Source organism: Hungatella sp. SL.1.14 (assembly GCF_024460495.1).
Taxonomy (GTDB): Bacteria; Bacillota; Clostridia; order Lachnospirales; family Lachnospiraceae; genus Hungatella; species Hungatella hathewayi.
On record NZ_JANFYJ010000005.1, the window covers coordinates 245,931 to 263,613 of the forward strand.

General features: G+C 48.9%; 18 protein-coding genes and 1 other annotated feature. Of the genes, 1 reads left to right on the forward strand and 17 read right to left on the reverse strand.

The genetic code is table 11. The features are described from left to right. Positions 1-24: 24 nt before the first annotated feature. From kdpC to kdpA, 3 genes are all read right to left on the reverse strand, one after another. Positions 25-639, reverse strand: coding sequence for a potassium-transporting ATPase subunit KdpC (kdpC, locus tag NE473_RS07820; RefSeq protein ID WP_022031573.1), 615 nt, complete (start codon positions 637-639; stop codon positions 25-27). A gap of 165 nt (positions 640-804) precedes the next feature. After that, complete coding sequence (kdpB, locus tag NE473_RS07825; RefSeq protein WP_055650734.1) at positions 805-2,880, reverse strand: potassium-transporting ATPase subunit KdpB; 2,076 nt, start codon at positions 2,878-2,880, stop codon at positions 805-807. Between the two features lie 14 nt (positions 2,881-2,894). Beyond that, positions 2,895-4,646 carry a potassium-transporting ATPase subunit KdpA gene (kdpA, locus tag NE473_RS07830; protein WP_055650733.1) on the reverse strand — a complete coding sequence of 584 codons (1,752 nt, stop codon included), beginning with the start codon at positions 4,644-4,646 and terminating at the stop codon, positions 2,895-2,897. A gap of 270 nt (positions 4,647-4,916) precedes the next feature. Between kdpA and NE473_RS07835 the strand changes: the two genes are divergently transcribed. Beyond that, complete coding sequence (locus NE473_RS07835; protein ID WP_055650732.1) at positions 4,917-6,101, forward strand: acyltransferase; 1,185 nt, start codon at positions 4,917-4,919, stop codon at positions 6,099-6,101. Positions 6,102-6,164: 63 nt separating this feature from the next. Here NE473_RS07835 and NE473_RS07840 read toward each other — a convergent pair whose 3' ends face one another. The 14 genes from NE473_RS07840 to NE473_RS07905 form a co-directional block, all read right to left on the reverse strand. Then, a complete protein-coding gene (locus tag NE473_RS07840; protein WP_055650731.1) occupies positions 6,165-6,851 on the reverse strand; it encodes a response regulator in 687 nt (228 codons plus the stop codon). After that, positions 6,844-8,334: an ATP-binding protein gene (locus tag NE473_RS07845; protein ID WP_055650730.1), complete on the reverse strand. Its 1,491-nt coding sequence runs from the start codon at positions 8,332-8,334 to the stop codon at positions 6,844-6,846. The genes NE473_RS07840 and NE473_RS07845 overlap by 8 nt, the downstream gene beginning before the upstream one ends. Next, positions 8,324-9,904: a TrkH family potassium uptake protein gene (locus NE473_RS07850; RefSeq protein ID WP_070102806.1), complete on the reverse strand. Its 1,581-nt coding sequence runs from the start codon at positions 9,902-9,904 to the stop codon at positions 8,324-8,326. Before NE473_RS07850 ends, NE473_RS07845 begins: the two co-directional genes overlap by 11 nt. Then, the gene (locus NE473_RS07855) at positions 9,897-10,571 is read right to left on the reverse strand and encodes a potassium channel family protein (RefSeq protein ID WP_055650729.1); all 675 of its coding nucleotides are present in this window, start codon (positions 10,569-10,571) and stop codon (positions 9,897-9,899) included. Before NE473_RS07855 ends, NE473_RS07850 begins: the two co-directional genes overlap by 8 nt. Further along, positions 10,568-11,008 (reverse strand): potassium channel family protein, encoded by a 441-nt coding sequence (locus NE473_RS07860; RefSeq protein ID WP_006773121.1) that lies wholly within the window; start codon positions 11,006-11,008, stop codon positions 10,568-10,570. The genes NE473_RS07855 and NE473_RS07860 overlap by 4 nt, the downstream gene beginning before the upstream one ends. 259 nt (positions 11,009-11,267) lie before the next feature. Then, positions 11,268-11,471: a cold-shock protein gene (locus NE473_RS07865; RefSeq protein ID WP_002601723.1), complete on the reverse strand. Its 204-nt coding sequence runs from the start codon at positions 11,469-11,471 to the stop codon at positions 11,268-11,270. A gap of 324 nt (positions 11,472-11,795) precedes the next feature. Further along, positions 11,796-12,170, reverse strand: coding sequence for a 50S ribosomal protein L7/L12 (rplL, locus tag NE473_RS07870; protein WP_002601724.1), 375 nt, complete (start codon positions 12,168-12,170; stop codon positions 11,796-11,798). A 120-nt stretch (positions 12,171-12,290) separates the two neighbouring features. Continuing rightward, positions 12,291-12,794 carry a 50S ribosomal protein L10 gene (gene rplJ, locus NE473_RS07875; RefSeq protein ID WP_006773123.1) on the reverse strand — a complete coding sequence of 168 codons (504 nt, stop codon included), beginning with the start codon at positions 12,792-12,794 and terminating at the stop codon, positions 12,291-12,293. A gap of 128 nt (positions 12,795-12,922) precedes the next feature. After that, positions 12,923-13,064: a sequence feature (ribosomal protein L10 leader region), on the reverse strand. A gap of 41 nt (positions 13,065-13,105) precedes the next feature. After that, positions 13,106-13,801 carry a 50S ribosomal protein L1 gene (gene rplA / locus NE473_RS07880; protein ID WP_006773124.1) on the reverse strand — a complete coding sequence of 232 codons (696 nt, stop codon included), beginning with the start codon at positions 13,799-13,801 and terminating at the stop codon, positions 13,106-13,108. A 67-nt stretch (positions 13,802-13,868) separates the two neighbouring features. After that, positions 13,869-14,294, reverse strand: a complete 426-nt coding sequence (gene rplK / locus NE473_RS07885; protein WP_006773125.1) for a 50S ribosomal protein L11 — start codon at positions 14,292-14,294, stop codon at positions 13,869-13,871. 87 nt (positions 14,295-14,381) lie between these two features. Then, a complete protein-coding gene (gene nusG / locus NE473_RS07890) occupies positions 14,382-14,897 on the reverse strand; it encodes a transcription termination/antitermination protein NusG (RefSeq protein WP_006773126.1) in 516 nt (171 codons plus the stop codon). A gap of 23 nt (positions 14,898-14,920) precedes the next feature. Beyond that, positions 14,921-15,124: a preprotein translocase subunit SecE gene (gene secE, locus NE473_RS07895; RefSeq protein ID WP_002601729.1), complete on the reverse strand. Its 204-nt coding sequence runs from the start codon at positions 15,122-15,124 to the stop codon at positions 14,921-14,923. A 27-nt stretch (positions 15,125-15,151) separates the two neighbouring features. After that, the gene (gene rpmG, locus NE473_RS07900; RefSeq protein WP_080552267.1) at positions 15,152-15,301 is read right to left on the reverse strand and encodes a 50S ribosomal protein L33; all 150 of its coding nucleotides are present in this window, start codon (positions 15,299-15,301) and stop codon (positions 15,152-15,154) included. 346 nt (positions 15,302-15,647) lie between these two features. Further along, the gene (locus tag NE473_RS07905; RefSeq protein ID WP_070102805.1) at positions 15,648-17,675 is read right to left on the reverse strand and encodes a DUF5107 domain-containing protein; all 2,028 of its coding nucleotides are present in this window, start codon (positions 17,673-17,675) and stop codon (positions 15,648-15,650) included. Positions 17,676-17,683 lie beyond the last annotated feature (8 nt).

A 17,683-nucleotide genomic window follows, 5' to 3' on the forward strand; every position in this document is an offset into this window, starting at 1 on the left:
CAGCTGCCTCTGGGAGTTTTTCGTCTATTCCTTCCACGTGATGCCGTCGAGTGCCAGATTTACCTTCAGCACATTGACGGCCGGTTCTCCGAATACGCCCAGTACACGGCCATCCGTATACGTTTCAATGATGGCTCTCACATCGTCCTCCGTGATCCCGCGCTCCCTGGCGATTCTCGACACCTGGAATTCGGCTGCCGCCGGTGATATGGCCGGATCCAGGCCGCTCCCTGAGCAGGTAACCAGGTCCTGCGGGACGGGCTGGCCTTCTTTCTCCGGCTGAGCCTCTCTGATCTTCTCAACCCGCTCTGCAATCAGTTCCTCCAGTTCTTCCCCGGCCGGTGTCTTATTCGAAGCCCAGGAATACATGAGCGGCTCTCCATTCTCACCGGTAAAGGTGGAGGTATCCACATTCATGATACGTCCCCATAAATACTTGTTTTCTGTGAACTGCTGGCCCAGCAGCTCACTTCCGTATTTCGTTCCATCCTCCCCGACCAGAATGGATCCCGTGGCCTGTTTCGGGAAAAATACTTTCGCTATTCCGGTGACCACCAGCGGAAACACCACTCCGCAGATCACGGTCAGTATCAGGAAGAATCCTAACATCTTCGGTATCACTGATTTTATCGTCTTCATAATCCTTTTCTCCTCTTTATATCCATTCACAAACCACTGTCTCCACGATTCCCGACGCAATCAGGCTTCCGAGCGCGAGCAGAATCACGGTGATCACAGCATTGCGAAATAATATATACACTCTGCTACTAAAGATGTCATCATACATATCCGGCCACTTCCATTCTATAATGCGAATCCAAGCGCTACAATCATTACATCAATGACTTTAATCGCAATAAACGGGATTATGATGCCGCCCAGTCCATATACCAGCAGATTTCCGGTCAGCATCTTTGCCGCCGGCACTTCCCTGTACTTCACGCCCTTTAATGCCAGCGGAATCAGGGCCACGATAATCAGCGCATTATAGATCAGTGCCGAAAATATTGCGCTGTACGGGCTCGATAAATTCATAATATTGAGAGCTGCCAGCCCCGGATAAAGCCCCATAAACAGCGCCGGAATGATAGCAAAGTACTTCGCCACATCATTAGCAATGCTGAAGGTCGTCAGCGCTCCGCGGGTCATCAGGAGCTGTTTTCCTATTTTTACAATGTCAATCAGCTTGGTCGGCGAGGAATCCAGATCCACCATGTTGCCCGCTTCCTTTGCCGCCTGGGTGCCCGTATTCATGGCCACAGCCACATCGGCCTGGGCCAGGGCCGGGGCGTCGTTCGTACCGTCGCCCGTCATGGCTACCAGATGGCCCTGAGACTGGAAATCACGGATCATCTTCAGCTTTCCTTCCGGCGTCGCCTCGGCCAGGAAATCGTCAACACCGGCCTCCGCCGCAATGGATGCCGCGGTAAGCGGGTTATCGCCGGTAATCATGATGGTCTTGATCCCCATCTTACGAAGGTCCGCAAATTTCTCCTTTACGCCTTCCTTCACAATATCCTTTAACTCGATGACACCGAGAATCCTGTGATTTTTTGCAACGACCAGGGGAGTGCCGCCCTGGTTTGCGATCTTTGTTACCACCTGATCACATTCTGCGCTGTAAACGCCGCCGTTAGCCAGTACGTAGGCCTTCACGGCATCCGCGGCACCCTTTCTGATCTCGTTGCCCTGATAATTGATTCCGCTCATACGGGTCCTGGCAGTAAATTCGACAAATTCCGCATGGAACTCTTCCATGTTGCGTCCTCTCAAACCGAACTGTTCCTTGGCGAGTACCACAATACTTCGTCCTTCCGGCGTCTCGTCCGCCAGAGAGGAAAGCTGGGCCGCATCCGCCAGTTCCGTCCGGTCAGCACCGTCCACAGGAATCAATGCATCCGCCTGTCTGTTTCCAAGGGTAATCGTACCTGTCTTATCCAGCATCAGGATGTCAACATCGCCCGCGGCTTCTATTGCCCTGCCGCTCATAGCCAGAACGTTGGCCTGGTTAAGCCTGCTCATACCCGCTATACCGATCGCGGAAAGCAGCGCGCCGATCGTCGTCGGCGCCAGACAGATTAAGAGTGCAACCAGTGAGGTGACTGCCGTAGGATTCTCGATTCCCTTCTGACCTGCCGAAAACAGGGAGTAGGCGTAAAGGGAAAGCGTCACCAGCACAAAGATTATGGATAAAGCAACCAGAAAGATCTGTAATGCAAGTTCATTTGGCGTCTTCTTTCTGGATGCGCCTTCCACCATTGCAATCATTTTATCCATGAAGCTCTCACCGGGATTGTTGCTGACTTTAATAACCAGCCAGTCACTGGTTACCGTAGTACCGCCGGTCACAGCGCTTCTGTCACCGCCGCTCTCCCGGATTACCGGGGCGGACTCGCCTGTGATGGCGCTCTCGTCCACACTGGCCGCGCCATCTACGACATCTCCGTCGGCAGGGATCTGTTCCCCTGCCGCCACATAAACCAAATCACCTTTTCTCAGCTCCGTGGAGGTGACCCGTGTTCCCTTCTCCTTCTGTGACGGAGACGGAATCTTAAGCGCCATAACGTCTTTTCTGTTGGCCCTTAAGGCATCTGCCTGTGCCTTGCCTCTGCCTTCGGCAATCGCTTCCGCGAAGTTGCCAAGCAAATCCGTAAACCACAGAATAACGGACACTGCCAGAATAAACCACGGTTTTGCATCCCGGATGCCGGCCAGGGAAAATACAAACATTACCAGTGTGAGAATTGCCGAAACGTATACCATGAACATAACAGGGTTCTTAATCTGTTCCCTGGGATCCAATTTGATCAGTGAATCCTTCAGGGCCCGGGTCATGATCCTCTTATCGGCAAAAATACTCGTCTTTTTCTTTTCACTCATGCCTTTTTCCTCCATCAACCTATCATCTCAAAGAACTCTGCAATTGGTCCCAGCGCCAGTGCCGGGAAGAAACTCAGCGCACCGATCAGCAAAACCACCACAATCAGTAAGAAGATAAACATTGCATTGTGGGTCGGCAGCGTTCCCGCGCTGACTGCAACCTTCTTTTTCTGCGCCATACTGCCCGCAATGGCCAGTGCTCCGAACATCGGCAGGAACCGTACAAAGAGCATGACAAGGCCAATACTTGTGTTCAGGAATGGAGTGTTGGCGTTAAATCCTGCAAACGCCGACCCGTTGTTGCCGCCTGCAGAGGCGTATGTATAAAGTACTTCGGATAATCCGTGGGCGCCCGGGTTATTCAGGCTGTCCGCCGTAGCCGGAAGCACCGCTGCGATACCGCTGCCCACCAGAATACCGATGGGAGTTGCCAGACAGATCAGGACCGCCATCTTCATCTCATAAGGCTCAATCTTCTTACCCAGATATTCCGGTGTACGCCCAACCATCAGTCCGGCTATGAATACGGTCAGAATCGCAAATGCCAGCATACCGTAGAGACCGCAGCCAACACCGCCGTACACCACCTCGCCCAGCATCATAAGAAGCATCGGTATCATACCACCCAGCGGTGTATAACTGTCATGCATGGAGTTAACCGAGCCATTGGAGGCTGCCGTTGTAAATGCCGCCCAGGTTCCTGAAGTTGCAATACCGAACCTCGTCTCTTTTCCTTCCATGTTGCCGCCCGCCTGACCGGCCGTGCTGATATCTACGGCGCCGCCCTGCGCAATCTGGGGTGTGCTTACCTGTTCTGTATATCCCACCACGGCCAGGGCCAGCGCCAGCATGATAAACATCGCCAGGAATACCGCAACTCCCTGCTTTTTATCCTTAATATTCCTTCCGAAGGTAAAGCAGAGTGCGGCAGGAATCAGAAGCAGTGAAATCATTTCAAATAAGTTGCTCCATGGATCCGGATTTTCCAGGGGATGGGCGGAGTTTACTCCGTAAAAGCCGCCGCCGTTGGTTCCCAGCTGTTTAATTGAGATCTGGCTGGCCGCCGGTCCAAGGGGAACAATCTGTTTGTCAACAACGGTTGCCGTGCCGTCTTCATTCTCAACCGTAACCGGTTCAAGCAGCTGTACCTCCTCGTGTCCCCGGAAGGTCTGCGGAACACCTCTGGATACAATGAAGACGGATACAATCAGGGAAAGGGGAATCAGAACGTATACCGTGGACTTCGTCACATCCGTATAGAAGTTTCCGATACCTTTCTTTTTCACACGGATAAAGCCGCGGATCAGGGCGAACAGGACTGCCATACCAACGGCCGGAGTAACGAAGTTCTGAACTCCCAGACCAATCATCTGTGAAAAATAGCTGAGAGCCGACTCACCGGAGTAAGCCTGCCAGTTCGTATTTGTCACGAAGCTGGCTGCCGTATTGAAGCCCAGATGCCAGGAGGTTCCCGCCTGCCCTTCCGGATTCAGCGGAAGTATGTTCTGAAGCATTAAGATCAGCCACAGAACCGCCAGGCTGATGACGCTGAATACGCCTGCGCATACCGCATATTTCTTCCAGTCCATCTCTTCTTCTCTGTTAATTTTCAAAACCTTATAAATTCCATTTTCCACGGGAGAAAGAAGCCTGGTCAGAACCGTCTTCTCTCCATTCATAACCTTTCCTATGTACCTGCCCAGCGGTATGGCCAGTACAATGAGAACGGCACAATACAATATCATCTGGATCGCTGTATTCGTCATTGTTTGTCACCTCTCAGTAAAATGATAATCAGGTAAACCAGGATAAAAAGTGCTGTAAGTCCGATTATACCTAACATAAATCCCATTTCCATAATGTAGCCTCCTCTTCTTGAACTGAGGGTATGATAGCATGGCGGGTCGTTAAAATTCTATGGGGGAATACGTGACGGATATAAAAAGACTGTAAAGACGGATCAGGAATTTTGATTGACTACTTCGCATTCTTTAAGATATGATTGATACAAATACAGAATCCAGCGGAGGAATACAGTGCTTAAGACAAAATATATCCTGATGATTTTCATACTTCTTATCGTTTTGCATGCCCATTACCGGCGTTTAAAACAGGCAGGTTCTTTTTCCTGCTATATCCGCAGCATGCTTTGGGACCCCAGTTATGACAGGAACCGGATTAAAGCCTATGACTATATCCGGGTGCTTGCAGTTGTTTTTGTGATCGCCGCACATGTGGTTCAGTCAGATTCTGCGCCGGCAGCCGGAACGTCTGCTTTCATGGCTCTGCGGATTATGGCTGTTCTGTTTTTAAACTGCAATCTGTTGTTTGTCATGCTCAGCGGAGCGCTGCTGCTGAATCAAAAGGAAGAGCCAGTCTCCGTTTTCTACCGGAAACGGGTTTTTAAAGTGGGCATCCCCATGGCTGTATATTATTTATTCTATCTGTATATGGGGCTGTACCAGTCCGGACTGACCGATCCCAAAAACCTTTTGGATGCCTGCAGACGGTTTCTTTCCGGTCCTTCCCAGTGGAATCCCCACTTCTGGCTGATGTACGTGATTCTGGCTTTCTATCTGGCGGCGCCATTTTTCAAGGTTATGGTACAGAATATGTCTGACCAACTTTTGCTTTCTTTTGTCGTGCTCACCTTTTTCATGAACGGAGCGCTGTCCTGGCTTCCGCTTTTGGGCATTGAGTTCCATTTTGTCACACTCTTATGCGGCTGGGAATCGGTATTCGTGTTTGGTTATTTCTGGACAAGGCCGTTCTCCTCCCGTTACCGAAAACCGTTTATGATTCTCGGGGCAGCCTCATTTCTCATCACAGCGGCCATATCCTGTATTCTGCCGGATTATACCGATGCATTTTTAAATAAGGCGCCAACCATGCTGTTTATGTCGGGAGCCATCTTCTCCTGGTTTACCGGAATGGAAGAAAAGCTAAAAAAACCGGGACCGGCAGTCAGAATCATCAGTAAATACGGGTTTTCCATCCTTCTGATCCACTGGTATATCCTTCATCATACAGCAGAAGAACAGCTGGGGCTTTACGCCTCTTCCTGGGGCATTTTAGGCGGCACTGCGGTCACAGTGGCCGTTACCCTGGTCCTCTCCTTCCTGTTTGCCTTTGTGTTCGATCAAACGGCGGTTCTCTGTGTGAATACTCTGTGCAGCGCCCTGTCCCGGGGACTTGGACAGCTCAAACGGCTCCGCAGATAACAAAAGGCATTCCAGGCGGCTGATCATACTTTCAGCAGCCTGGAATGCCTCTTATTTTTCTGTCTACGACTCCACGAACCGGTAACCGACGCCGACTTCCGTCAAGATGAACCGGGGTTTTGTGGAATCCTCTTCTATTTTGCGGCGTATGTTTGCCATAAATACGCGAAGGGACTGGTAGTCGTCAGTAGTATCGTACCCCCATACCTCCTGCTGAATGTAGTGATGCGTCAGGACCTTACCGGAATTATTGACAAGAAGCGACAGCATCTTATATTCAATCGGGGTCAAGTGGACTTCTTCTCCCCTGACACTGACCTTCCGCTTTTCAAAATCCAGTTTCAGGGTATCCAGTTCAAAGACCGGCTCCTGTCTGGGCGCGGAACTGCGGTGCCGCAGCGCAACCCGGATTCTGGCCAGCAGTTCTCCGGCATTAAACGGCTTGGTAATGTAATCGTCCGCTCCTGCATCCAGCGCCCCCACCTTCTCCTGCTCCATCCCTCTGGCAGATACCACGATAACCGGCACCTCCGACTCCTGGCGGATCTGGCCTAATACCTCCATACCATCTATATCGGGCAGTCCTAAATCCAGCAGGATCAGATCCGGATTATTGGCGTAAAAATACGAGATGCCCGTCAGGCCGTCGTCTGCGAGTACACACCTGTATCCCTTGGTTTTCAGCGTTATTTTTATAAAATTCTGTATGGTCTTGTCATCTTCGATGACCAGGATATCTGCATCATTCATTCTGTCTTACCTCCATTGGCATATCAACCTGAAATGTAGTTCCTCCCCCCTCATTATTGACAGCCTTTATATGGCCTCCGTGGGCTTCCACAATAGCCTTGCAGATCGTAAGCCCCAGTCCGACCCCCCGCTGCTTATCGCCATTTTCATAGGCTGTCGTAAAAAAGTTATCGAAAATCTTGTCTAACCGTTCCTCCGGGATACCGCTGCCATTGTCCGCTACCTTAAAGGTGATAAAGTTCCCCATCACCCGGGCGGAAACCGTAATGGTCGTATCGTTTCCCGAATGCCGGATCGCGTTGTCAATTAAGTTTACCAGAACCTGGGTAAACAGTCTGGCGTCAACCGGAAGCAGAACGATATCATGGGGAGTGACGGTCTTTAAGCGGTGATCTCCCAGCCGCTTGGAGACCAGGGTGACAGCACCTGAAATCAGGTCATCCACGACTTCTTTCTTCTTCTGTATATCCAGCCGCCCTTCCTGTATGCGGGTCATATTCAGCAGATTCTCTACCATGGAATTCAGCCACTCTGCATCCGTACAGATATCATTCAGCATACTCTTTGCAGTTTCTTCATCCAGGCTTCCATAGTTGTCATAGAGAAAATTAGAGCTTCCGGCAATGCCGGTCAGCGGCGTGCGCAGGTCATGTGAAATACTTCTCAGAAGAGTACTCTTCAGCCGTTCCTTCTCGATCTGTATTTTCGTCTCTTCCTTCTCCTCATTCAGCCGTTCCCGCTCAAGCACCAGGGTAATCTGGGAGATTACCGTGTCCACGTAACCCCTCTCTTCTTCCTCTAAATCACCGTCACAGCAGTCAAATATAATGACTCCATACGTCTTGTTGCTGTTCTTAATCGGAACGTAAAGAGAAGTATTTTCACCAAACTGAGCCTCTCCGTGGCCGCAGATCATGGAATTGCGGTAGCACCACTCTGCTATGCTGTCGGAGAATTCTTCATTGTCGCTGCTGCGGATCAGTATATCCACCCGTTTCTCCGTCAATTTTTTCAAACTGTCACAGCTGTATCTGGCGATGGCCGGCCGGCCTGCCAGATTTAGAAATCCGCTGCCGATCGCATTGAGCTTGGTTGTAATCTCCGTCCTCCTGTTGGCAATGTCCATCTGCCTCTGCAGCTTAACAGTCAGCGAGGCCACAATAAACGCCACAATGATGAAAATCATCAGTGAAATGACGTAATTCGGATCGTCCACCTGGAAGGTAAACTTCGGTGCAGTAAACAGAAAATTAAAAGTGAAGACGAAAACGACCGATGAACCAATTCCCCAGCACATGCTGCTGGTCTCCACGCTGCAGATAACGACGCCGACCACATAGATAAGAAGCAGATTCTCAATGCGGACTCCCATATGGTTGAGCACAATGGCAAACATCGTAGAGAGCACCCAGATTACAGCCACCTTTGATGCATTTTTCAGTATTTTAACGATGTGTTCCGCAGACGCGATATCATTTCTCATAATGATCCCTTTTCCTGTTTCGATTTCTGTGCCGTTTCCGTTTCATCTGTTTCTCGTGCAGATAATTCTTTCCGTCGGACGCCATCCTGGCCGCTGCAATCAGTACGACATAAATCTCCAGACGCCCCAGAAACATGCCTGCAATGGCCGTCCAGTGAATCACCGGGCTGGCTCCGTACGACGTGATTCCGACAGACAGTCCCACCGTACTTATGGCGGAGGCAAACTCAAACATGGAGTCCTGAATCGAATAGCCATAGCAGCAGAATACAAAGCTTCCAGCTGCAAACAAAAGAAGGTAGAAGAAGACAAATGCGTTGATCCGGTTCTTCTCCCTGTCTGTTATAACTTCCTTCTTACCGCCGCGGTTAATCTGTTCGGTAAATACAACCCGGTCGGGGTGCGCATCACGAACCAGCTTCCACCAGATTTCCTTCAGCATAACATAAACGCGGTAAATCTTCAAGCCGCCCGCCGTGGACCCGGCCCCGCCGCCAATCAGCATCAGCAGAATCATAAGAAACATCATCGCAGGCGTCCATGCTGCAAAGCTCTCAACCGTCTGGAATCCGGTCGTGGTCAGTGCAGAAACTGCCTGAAACAGTGCTGCCCGCAGGCTCACCGGCACGTTACTGTATACGCCGTTCATAAGGAGCACCGTCAGGATGGGCACAAAGAGAGCCAGCAGAAAAAGCATGAGCCGGACCTCACAGTGGGAGATAAATTCTTTGAATTTTCCCTTCAGCAGAAGCAGATGCACAAAAAAATTCGTGCTGCCAAGCAGCATTAAGATAACCGTGACCATCTCGATGGCCGTGCTGTTATAGTAGCCGATGCTCTCCGCCCTAGTAGAAAAGCCGCCGGTGGAAAGAGCCGCCACTGCGTGGTTTATGGCATCAAAGGGACTCATACCGAACAGAATATATAAAAAAGTACCTCCCAGGATGTATCCGCTGTATATCCCGATAATCAGCCTTGCCGATTCAATCAGATTGGGAAGCAGACGGTCCGAGTGGCCCTCGGCGTGATACAGCCGCATTCCATATACATCAGAGAGTACCGACGTCATGACAAGCACTAACCCGATCCCTCCGAAAAACAGAAGTATCGTCCTGTGTATCAGGAAAATATGGGGAGCCGTGCTGACATCAACCACACTGAGTCCCGTCGTACTGAGTCCGCTGGTAGTCTCAAACACGGCCTGTGTCACGGAATACGTTCCGCTGAGCACAAATGGTATCGCCGTTACGAAGATGACAATGACCCATGTCCCGAGAACAACGATCATTTCCTGATTTTTTTCCAGGTTTCCCGCCCGCCTTCCGCGAAGCACCAGGCTCAGGAGATAACCTGCCAGGATTGACGAGACGCCCGGCGCCACAAAGTACTGCGCCTGTCCCATTTCCTCCGGATAAAAGAACAGGGTAAACAGAGGAAGCAGCGTGATAATTCCCGCCAGAATCATTACGATCCCCATATAACCGGCAATCAGGCGGTATCCCTTCAGAACATGCCTCTCGTGATGGTTCTCTGCTCCCAGTGTTTCCCATAAAATCATATGATCATTCATTGTCTTCACTGCCCAGGATGGCCTTAACGGATTCCTTCTGGCTCTGCGGTGTGGTGATCACCACCAGGCTGTCTCCTGCCATAATCTTATTCTGCCCGTTGGGAACAATGACCTCCGTCTCTCTTATAATACAGCTGATAATTGTATTAAAAGGAAGCTCCATATCCGCAATTCTGCGATCCACCACCGGGCAGTCCGAATTCACCTTTATCTCATTGACCAGTACCTTCTGATTCTCCAGAGGCATCACCCTGACCAGATCTTCAATCACCGAAGCCTGCTCGATATAGTGGGCCAGCATATAGGTGGCACTTATTGCCCTGTCCACGCCCAGCATCTCGAATATCTCCACATTTTTCGGATTTCTCACCGTACAGACCGTCTTTTTAATGGCAAACAGACGCTTGGCCATCTGACAGATCTCCAGGTTATCCGCGTCCTTCTCTCTCAAAGCAATCAGGATATCATATCCTTTCACCCCCGCCTCATCCATGACATACTCCTTGCAGGGATCACCATAGATGACAGAAGCGGCGTCGTAGGACGCGGCCAGATGCTCACAGTACCCCATATCTCCGTTGATTGCTATAATCTTATGTTTTCCCATCAGAAGAAGCCCAATCAGGAAATCCGCCTCATCTCTTCCACCTGCAACCACAATCTTCATGAAATTCCTGCCTCCTGATATTCCCCTTCTGTCAGCCTGTCAAATTCATTTACCGACAGAACAAACGGACAGATCGGCTTAATATTAAATCCACGAATCAGTTTTTCCTTATTTTTATCATTGAGCCTGGAAAATACCTCCGGCACATGGAAGATCCGGCAGGCGATCTGTGAAGCCAGGATATTGACATTATCGTCATCCGTAGCCGCGATAAATACCTCCGCGCTCTCGATTCCCACCTGCTTCAGCAAATCTATATCCGTTCCGTCCCCGACAATCTGATAACCGCTGAAATCCTCCGGCAGCTTCCGGAAGGCATCCTCATTCAAATCAATTACAACAATTCTTGTACTGCGCCCTGACAGCTTCCCTGCCAGTCCGGCCCCAAACCGGCTCGCACCTGCTATAATAATGGTTTTCGTTTTATGAAAGAACATATACGTTCCTCCCCTCTATCATGAAAGCATATTTTTACAGCTTTATTGTAGTGGAAAAGCCCATAAAAAAGATAGTGGAAATCAGGGAAGTGATATAAAGATTGTATAAAGATTCTGGAAAGACCGGAACCGGTCTTTCGAACGCGCGCCCGGAAGGCTTTTTATGTAACAGGAGCCCTTTCCCATTACATAAAAAAGCCGCTCCCCGGCAATCGGACAACGGCTTTCATCTTTTTGGTTTATTCAGCTGGAAATGCAATTATGCTAAGCAAACGTTAACTGCCTGCAGACCACGGTTTCCTTCGGTTGTATCATAAGTTACCTTCTGGCCCTCTTCAAGAGTCTTGTAGCCGTCAGCCATGATTCCGGAGAAGTGTACGAATACTTCTTCGCCAGTCTCGTCGTTTGTGATAAAACCATAACCCTTTGCTCCATTAAACCATTTTACTGTACCGTTGTTCATAACGCGTACCTCCTATAAAAATAAAAAAATTATTTGATTTATCTCATGAAACAAAAATCACATATTTTTGTAAAGCATCATCCGAAAATAATGACTTACAAAAATATGTGAAATCATAACCTCATTCGATAATACGGGTGTAGTTTACACCTTTTTTCCTAAATTGTCAAGACTATTACAGCATTTTTCCTAAAATTTAAATATTTTGTAGATTAAGCTATTTTCATCCCAATTCACACCGCCTGAAATGAGCAGCAGCTATTTCCCTGCAAAATAAAAACCCCCGATTCTGCATAACAGATTCGGGGGAAAGAAGAGCCTCAATTACTTTAATGTAACTTTTGCACCCTCAGCCTCTAAGGAAGCCTTGATCTGCTCAGCTTCTTCCTTGGAAGCGCCAGCCTTAACTACCTTCGGAGCGCTGTCAACTACGTCTTTTGCTTCCTTTAAGCCTAAGCCGGTAGCTTCACGAACAACCTTGATAACCTTAACCTTGTTAGGACCAACCTCGGTTAATTCAACGTCGAATTCTGTCTTCTCTTCTTCAGCTGCTGCGCCAGCGCCTGCTGCTGCTACAACAACACCTGCTGCTGCGGATACACCGAATTCTTCTTCACAAGCTTTTACTAAATCATTTAATTCTAATACGGATAATTCTTTGATAGCTTCAATAAACTCAGCTGTTGTTAACTTTGCCATGATAATATACCTCCATTTAATATATGTTTGATTTTTGGTAAGGAAGTTCAGTTCCCTTAAGTCACTGAACCGCTAATTTTCTAAATTCAGGCCGCGCTGCGCTTGTCTTCCTTAAGAAAATTACGCTTCTGCGCTTTCGCCGCCCTGCGCCTCTGCGATCTGCTTGAGCACGCGGGCAAAGTTGGTGATCGGAGACTGGATGCTTCCAAGTAACTTTCCGAGAAGAACTTCTCTGGAAGGAATGCTGGAAATCTGAGCCATGCCCTTCTCATCGTAATATACGCCTTCAACAACGCCGCCCTTAATCTCTAATGCCGGAGCTGTCTTGGCAAACTCAGCAAGGATTCTTGCCGGAGCTGTCGCGTCTGTCTTGGATACAGCTAATGCTGTAGGTCCTTCCAGATTCGGCTCCAGAGCCTCGAATGCTGTGCCTTTTCCTGCAAAACGGATCATTGTATTCTTGTATACTTTGTATACAACGCCTGCTTCTCTTAACTTCTTACGCAGTTCAGTGTCCTGAGCTACAGTTAAGCCACGGTAGTCAACGACTACTGCAGTCTCGGCGCCGTCAAATAATTCCTTGATCTCGTCTACAACTGGCTGTTTTAATTCAACTTTTGCCATTATGGTTTACCTCCTGTTTAGTCTAAACCTGACCGGAAACCCGGCCGGTCCGCCCGTATAAACCGCAAAAAGAATTTCTCTGTCCTGACGGAGAGGCCCTTCTCATGTACCGGGTTCCGGTGTTATGAGAAAGAAAATAAAAACCTCTCTGCCTAAGGACAGAGAGGTCTACAGATCATTCGTTAAAACGATACTTGTACGTTCCTCGGCAGGCGTTTACACCTTATGCCTTGCGGCACCTGCTGTCTTCGGCAGTCAATACTTTGCGTATTGTAACATGATTTATGATTAATGTCAACCACAAAACAAAATTAGTTCATTAATTTTGCTACGTTCAGCTTTACGCCAGGCCCCATGGTAGAAGTCAGAGTAACGCTCTTTAAGTAAGCACCCTTAACAGCACTTGGTTTTGCTTTCATGATTGCATCGATAAGCGTCTGGAAGTTGTCCGCTAATTTATCTTCTTCGAAAGAAGCTTTTCCAACTGGCACGTGGATAATGTTTGTTTTATCAAGTCTGTACTCAACTTTACCGGCTTTGATATCGTTGATTGCCTTCGTTACGTCCATGGTAACTGTACCAGCTTTTGGGTTAGGCATTAAGCCCTTCGGTCCAAGTACACGTCCCAGACGTCCTACAACACCCATCATATCTGGTGTAGCAACAACTACATCAAAATCCAGCCAGCCTTCGTTCTGGATCTTCGGAATTAATTCCTCTGCTCCAACGAAATCAGCGCCTGCAGCTAAAGCTTCGTCAGCCTTAGGTCCCTTAGCAAATACTAAGATTCTTACAGTCTTACCTGTACCATGAGGCAGAACAACTGCACCACGGATCTGCTGATCTGCGTGACGTCCGTCACATCCGGTTCTGATATGAGCTTCAATTGTTTCATCAAATTTAGCACTTGCAGCTTTCTTTACTAATGAGATTGCTTCTGGTGCATCGTAGAGAACAGTACGATCGATCGTTTTAGCTGCCTCTGCGTATCTTTTTCCTCTTTTCATTATAAATAACCTCCTAGTGGTATTGTCGGGGATGTCCCTCCCACGTTATAAAAATGCAGCTTCCGGCCTACTCAGCGACCGTGATACCCATGCTTCTTGCTGTACCAGCAATCATGCTCATGGCTGCTTCCAGAGATGCTGCGTTTAAGTCAGGCATCTTTGTCTCGGCAATCTTCTGTAAGTCTTCTTTGGAGATAGTCGCAACTTTTGTCTTGTTCGGAGCTGCAGATCCGGATTTAAGCTTGCATGCCTTCTTTAATAATACAGCTGCAGGCGGAGTCTTTGTGATGAAGCTGAAGCTTCTGTCAGCATAAACAGTGATAACAACCGGGATAATTAAGTCGCCCTGATCAGCTGTTCTTGCGTTGAACTCCTTTGTAAACTGTACAATGTTAACACCATGCTGTCCAAGTGCCGGTCCGACAGGAGGAGCTGGTGTAGCCTTTCCCGCTGGAATCTGCAGTTTGATATATCCTGTTACTTTCTTTGCCATAATTAGGCACCTCCTAAATAAATGTGGTATTGTCGGGGATTTCCCTCCCACGAGCCTTCCAATCGTACAAAAGGCCGCTTTTACTTGTTACATCTTCTTGATTTCGTTGAAATTCAGTTCAACCGGGGTCTCTCGGCCAAACATCTCAACATTGATCGTGATGGATTTCTTACCTTCGTTGATGGACTTGATGGCACCAACGGTATCCTTCCATGCACCGGAAATTACCACAACGGTATCTCCAACCTCAAAATCAACAATGACTTCTTCATTTCTGAATCCCAGGTTCGCCATCTCTTCTTCTGTCAGAGGAACCGGTTTTGATCCGGGACCGACAAAGCCTGTCACACCGCGTGTGTTACGCACCACATACCATGTATCATCATTCATGATCATATGGATCAGTACGTAGCCGGGGAACATCTTTTTATCGGCCTTTTTCTCCACACCATTCTTCAGTTCGATAACGGACTCCAGAGGAACCGACACCTCCAGGATCTGATCCTGTAAGTTTCTGTTTTCAATGGTTTTCTCAATGTCGACTTTTACTTTGTTCTCATAGCCTGAATAGGTATGGACTACATACCAATGTGCTTCTGACATACACTCACCTTAACCCTTAATCATTATAAGATAAAACTGAGACCGAACTTGATGATTAAATCAAGAATGGCGATAATCAGTCCTAAAGCAATCGATACAGCCAGTACTGCTATTGTCTGCTTCGTTACGGTTTCTTGGTCAGGCCAGACGATTTTCTTGAACTCAGTCTTCAAACCCTGGAAGAAATTCTTCTTCTGAGCTCCCTCGTTGTTCACTGTATCTCCCATAATTTCACGTCCTTTACGTCAAACCGATTACTTAGTTTCCTTGTGCAAAGTATGTGTCTTACAGAATCTACAATACTTTTTGGTTTCCATTCTGTCAGGATGAGTCTTCTTATCCTTGGTCATGTTATAGTTACGCTGTTTGCATTCTGTACATGCCAGTGTGATCTTTGTGCGCACGACTTCCACCTCCACTTAAATTTTCGTTGTTGTTATTCGGCCATTCTTCTATATTCAGGTATCTACGCGCTGCGCTGCCGCAAAACGTAATTTTGAGCATAAAAAAAAGACCTAAGCTCTTCCATTCGCCCAATTACTATATCATATGGGTCAGGATTCGTCAATCTTTTTTTGCGAAAAACTATTGTTTTATAAAGTTTTTTAAGTATACCACGAAGGTCAAAAAATTGCAAGCAGGAAAACCGGCTTTCCTGATAAATAACGAAAGGAGCCGTTTTTTCGACTCCCTCCGCCTTGTTTCGGCCTTGCTGTCACCAGCAGTATTCTCTTCGCTGCAGATCAACCGTCAGTTTTTCCGGTTTTGCCGGATTTCAGCGCTGAAATCAAACACATGAGGCACCTCTTCCTCCGGCATATTTAATGCTCTGCGCAGATCCAGCCACAGATCTGCGATGGAATTTTCGCCTTCGCGCAAATCAGCTGCCACCAGGCCGCCGTCTGCTGTTAAAAGCTCATACGCCTTCCGGAAACTGCCGGTCCGGTATAACGCCATAATATATTCCAGCACAACACGGGACTCGGACGCCACCTCCTCCGGAAGCTGTTCGTAAACACGAATAAGCGCGTCATACCCGCCGCATCGTGCCAGAACCCGGAAACCTTCCTTAATGTAAGAAAGATCCCCTGCCCGCTCCATAAGCCCCTGTTCCATGACGGACACGGCCCTCTCGTATTCCCGGCCTTCCAGACAGAGCAGCGACGCCAGCCCGTAACGGCTCCAGGCATTTTCCTTCTGTTGGATACTTTCAATAAAACACGACTCCGCCTCCCGTTTTCTCCCTCGCGCCATGTAATTTAAGGCAAGATGATACAGAAGATGCCAGTCTTGGGAAGCTTTCCCCGGCTTTCGATCTCCCCGGGACTGCGGTTCTGCCTGAGGCTGCAGGTTCTCCCGCTGATCCTGTTCCACCTGCTTTTTCAGCATCTCATACCAGAAATCATCTGCCATGCAGTCAGCAGGTATTTCCGCCGGATCCGCTGATGGAAAACGGCCTGTCTCCAGAAAAACACGCCATGGAGCCTGGCGTTGATCCTCACTGGAAAAATCCAGATGAGGAGAAAGCGGTCTCTCCCCTCTGCGCATGCGGCAGGCATTTTCAAGGTCTGCGTATCCGCTGCCCCGGTATATTACTTCCCCTGGCTTCACCGCCCACTCACGGCTGTTCTCCAGCACCTTTTCCAGCGTATCTCCTGCTTCGGAACGAACCATCGCTGTCAGCGTCTCCCTGTCCTCTTCAAAAGAGTCACTGCGGCCATTTAACTGAACGGCACCATACCGCTCGATCCACTCCCATGCAGTGTGGGGTGCCATCGGAATACAGCCGTACTGAGTCTTTCCCAGACCTGCCTGAATTTCTATATAGCGTCCGGCCTCCTCCGTCAGATATTCCTGCCAGCGGGCTGATGCGCTGTTATTGCCCCAGGAAAAGAGCTTACGCCCGCGCAGACGGCGGGTGGAATACTGAAGAAGTCCAAAACCGTCCGAAGCCACATTCGCGATATAGCGGGGTGACTCCTCCGGAATATGAAAGAAGTAATCCACCTGTCCCGGAATATTCCGGTAATGAGAGATATCGATGCCGTCCACCACTGGTACCGGTACCTTATAGACACTTCCTCCTCCGCTGCTGTAGGCGCTGTCTGCCGGAACAATCACGCGGCCGTCTTCATATTCCGGAACAGCCATGTTGCTCCACCAGTACATGGGTGTCACTTCCGGATTATGATTTACCACACGCATCCGGCAGTTTAAGTAAGCGCCGCCTTCATCCAGCCAGAAATCCATCTGATAGACCATCCTGCGTATCCGTTCATACTCGTACATGCGAAGAACCGGAAGTCCGCTGCCGGTCTCCAGCCTGGCAGTAAAAAGAGGTTCCATGGTCAGCGGAGTATGGCCGATGAGGCCGATATTCCATTCCACTCCTCCCGAAAACCAGGCGTCACGCAGGGCCAGGTTACCGGGACGTATCACATCATTGGTATAGAGCAGCTCGCGCCCCGATTTTAAATCAGTAAGCTGCCAGAGCCGCCCGCCGAATTCCGGCAGGAACACGGCTCTCAGGTATTCATTTTCCAGAACTGCCGTCTTCACCGGGTGAAGGCCGCATTCCCGTGTGTAGCAGGTATAATCCCTGTACGGATATACTGAATTCAGCGTTCCATAGCCTTCGTAGATCTCATCGTACTCGTCTAACAGGAATTCTGTCTTATTCTGCATATTATCCATACCTAACAGGTTGGGCACCGTGGCCACAGATCCCTTAGGGGCGGTTTTTAAATACACCTGTTCAAACATCAATGTCGGTCGCATATAGTTTT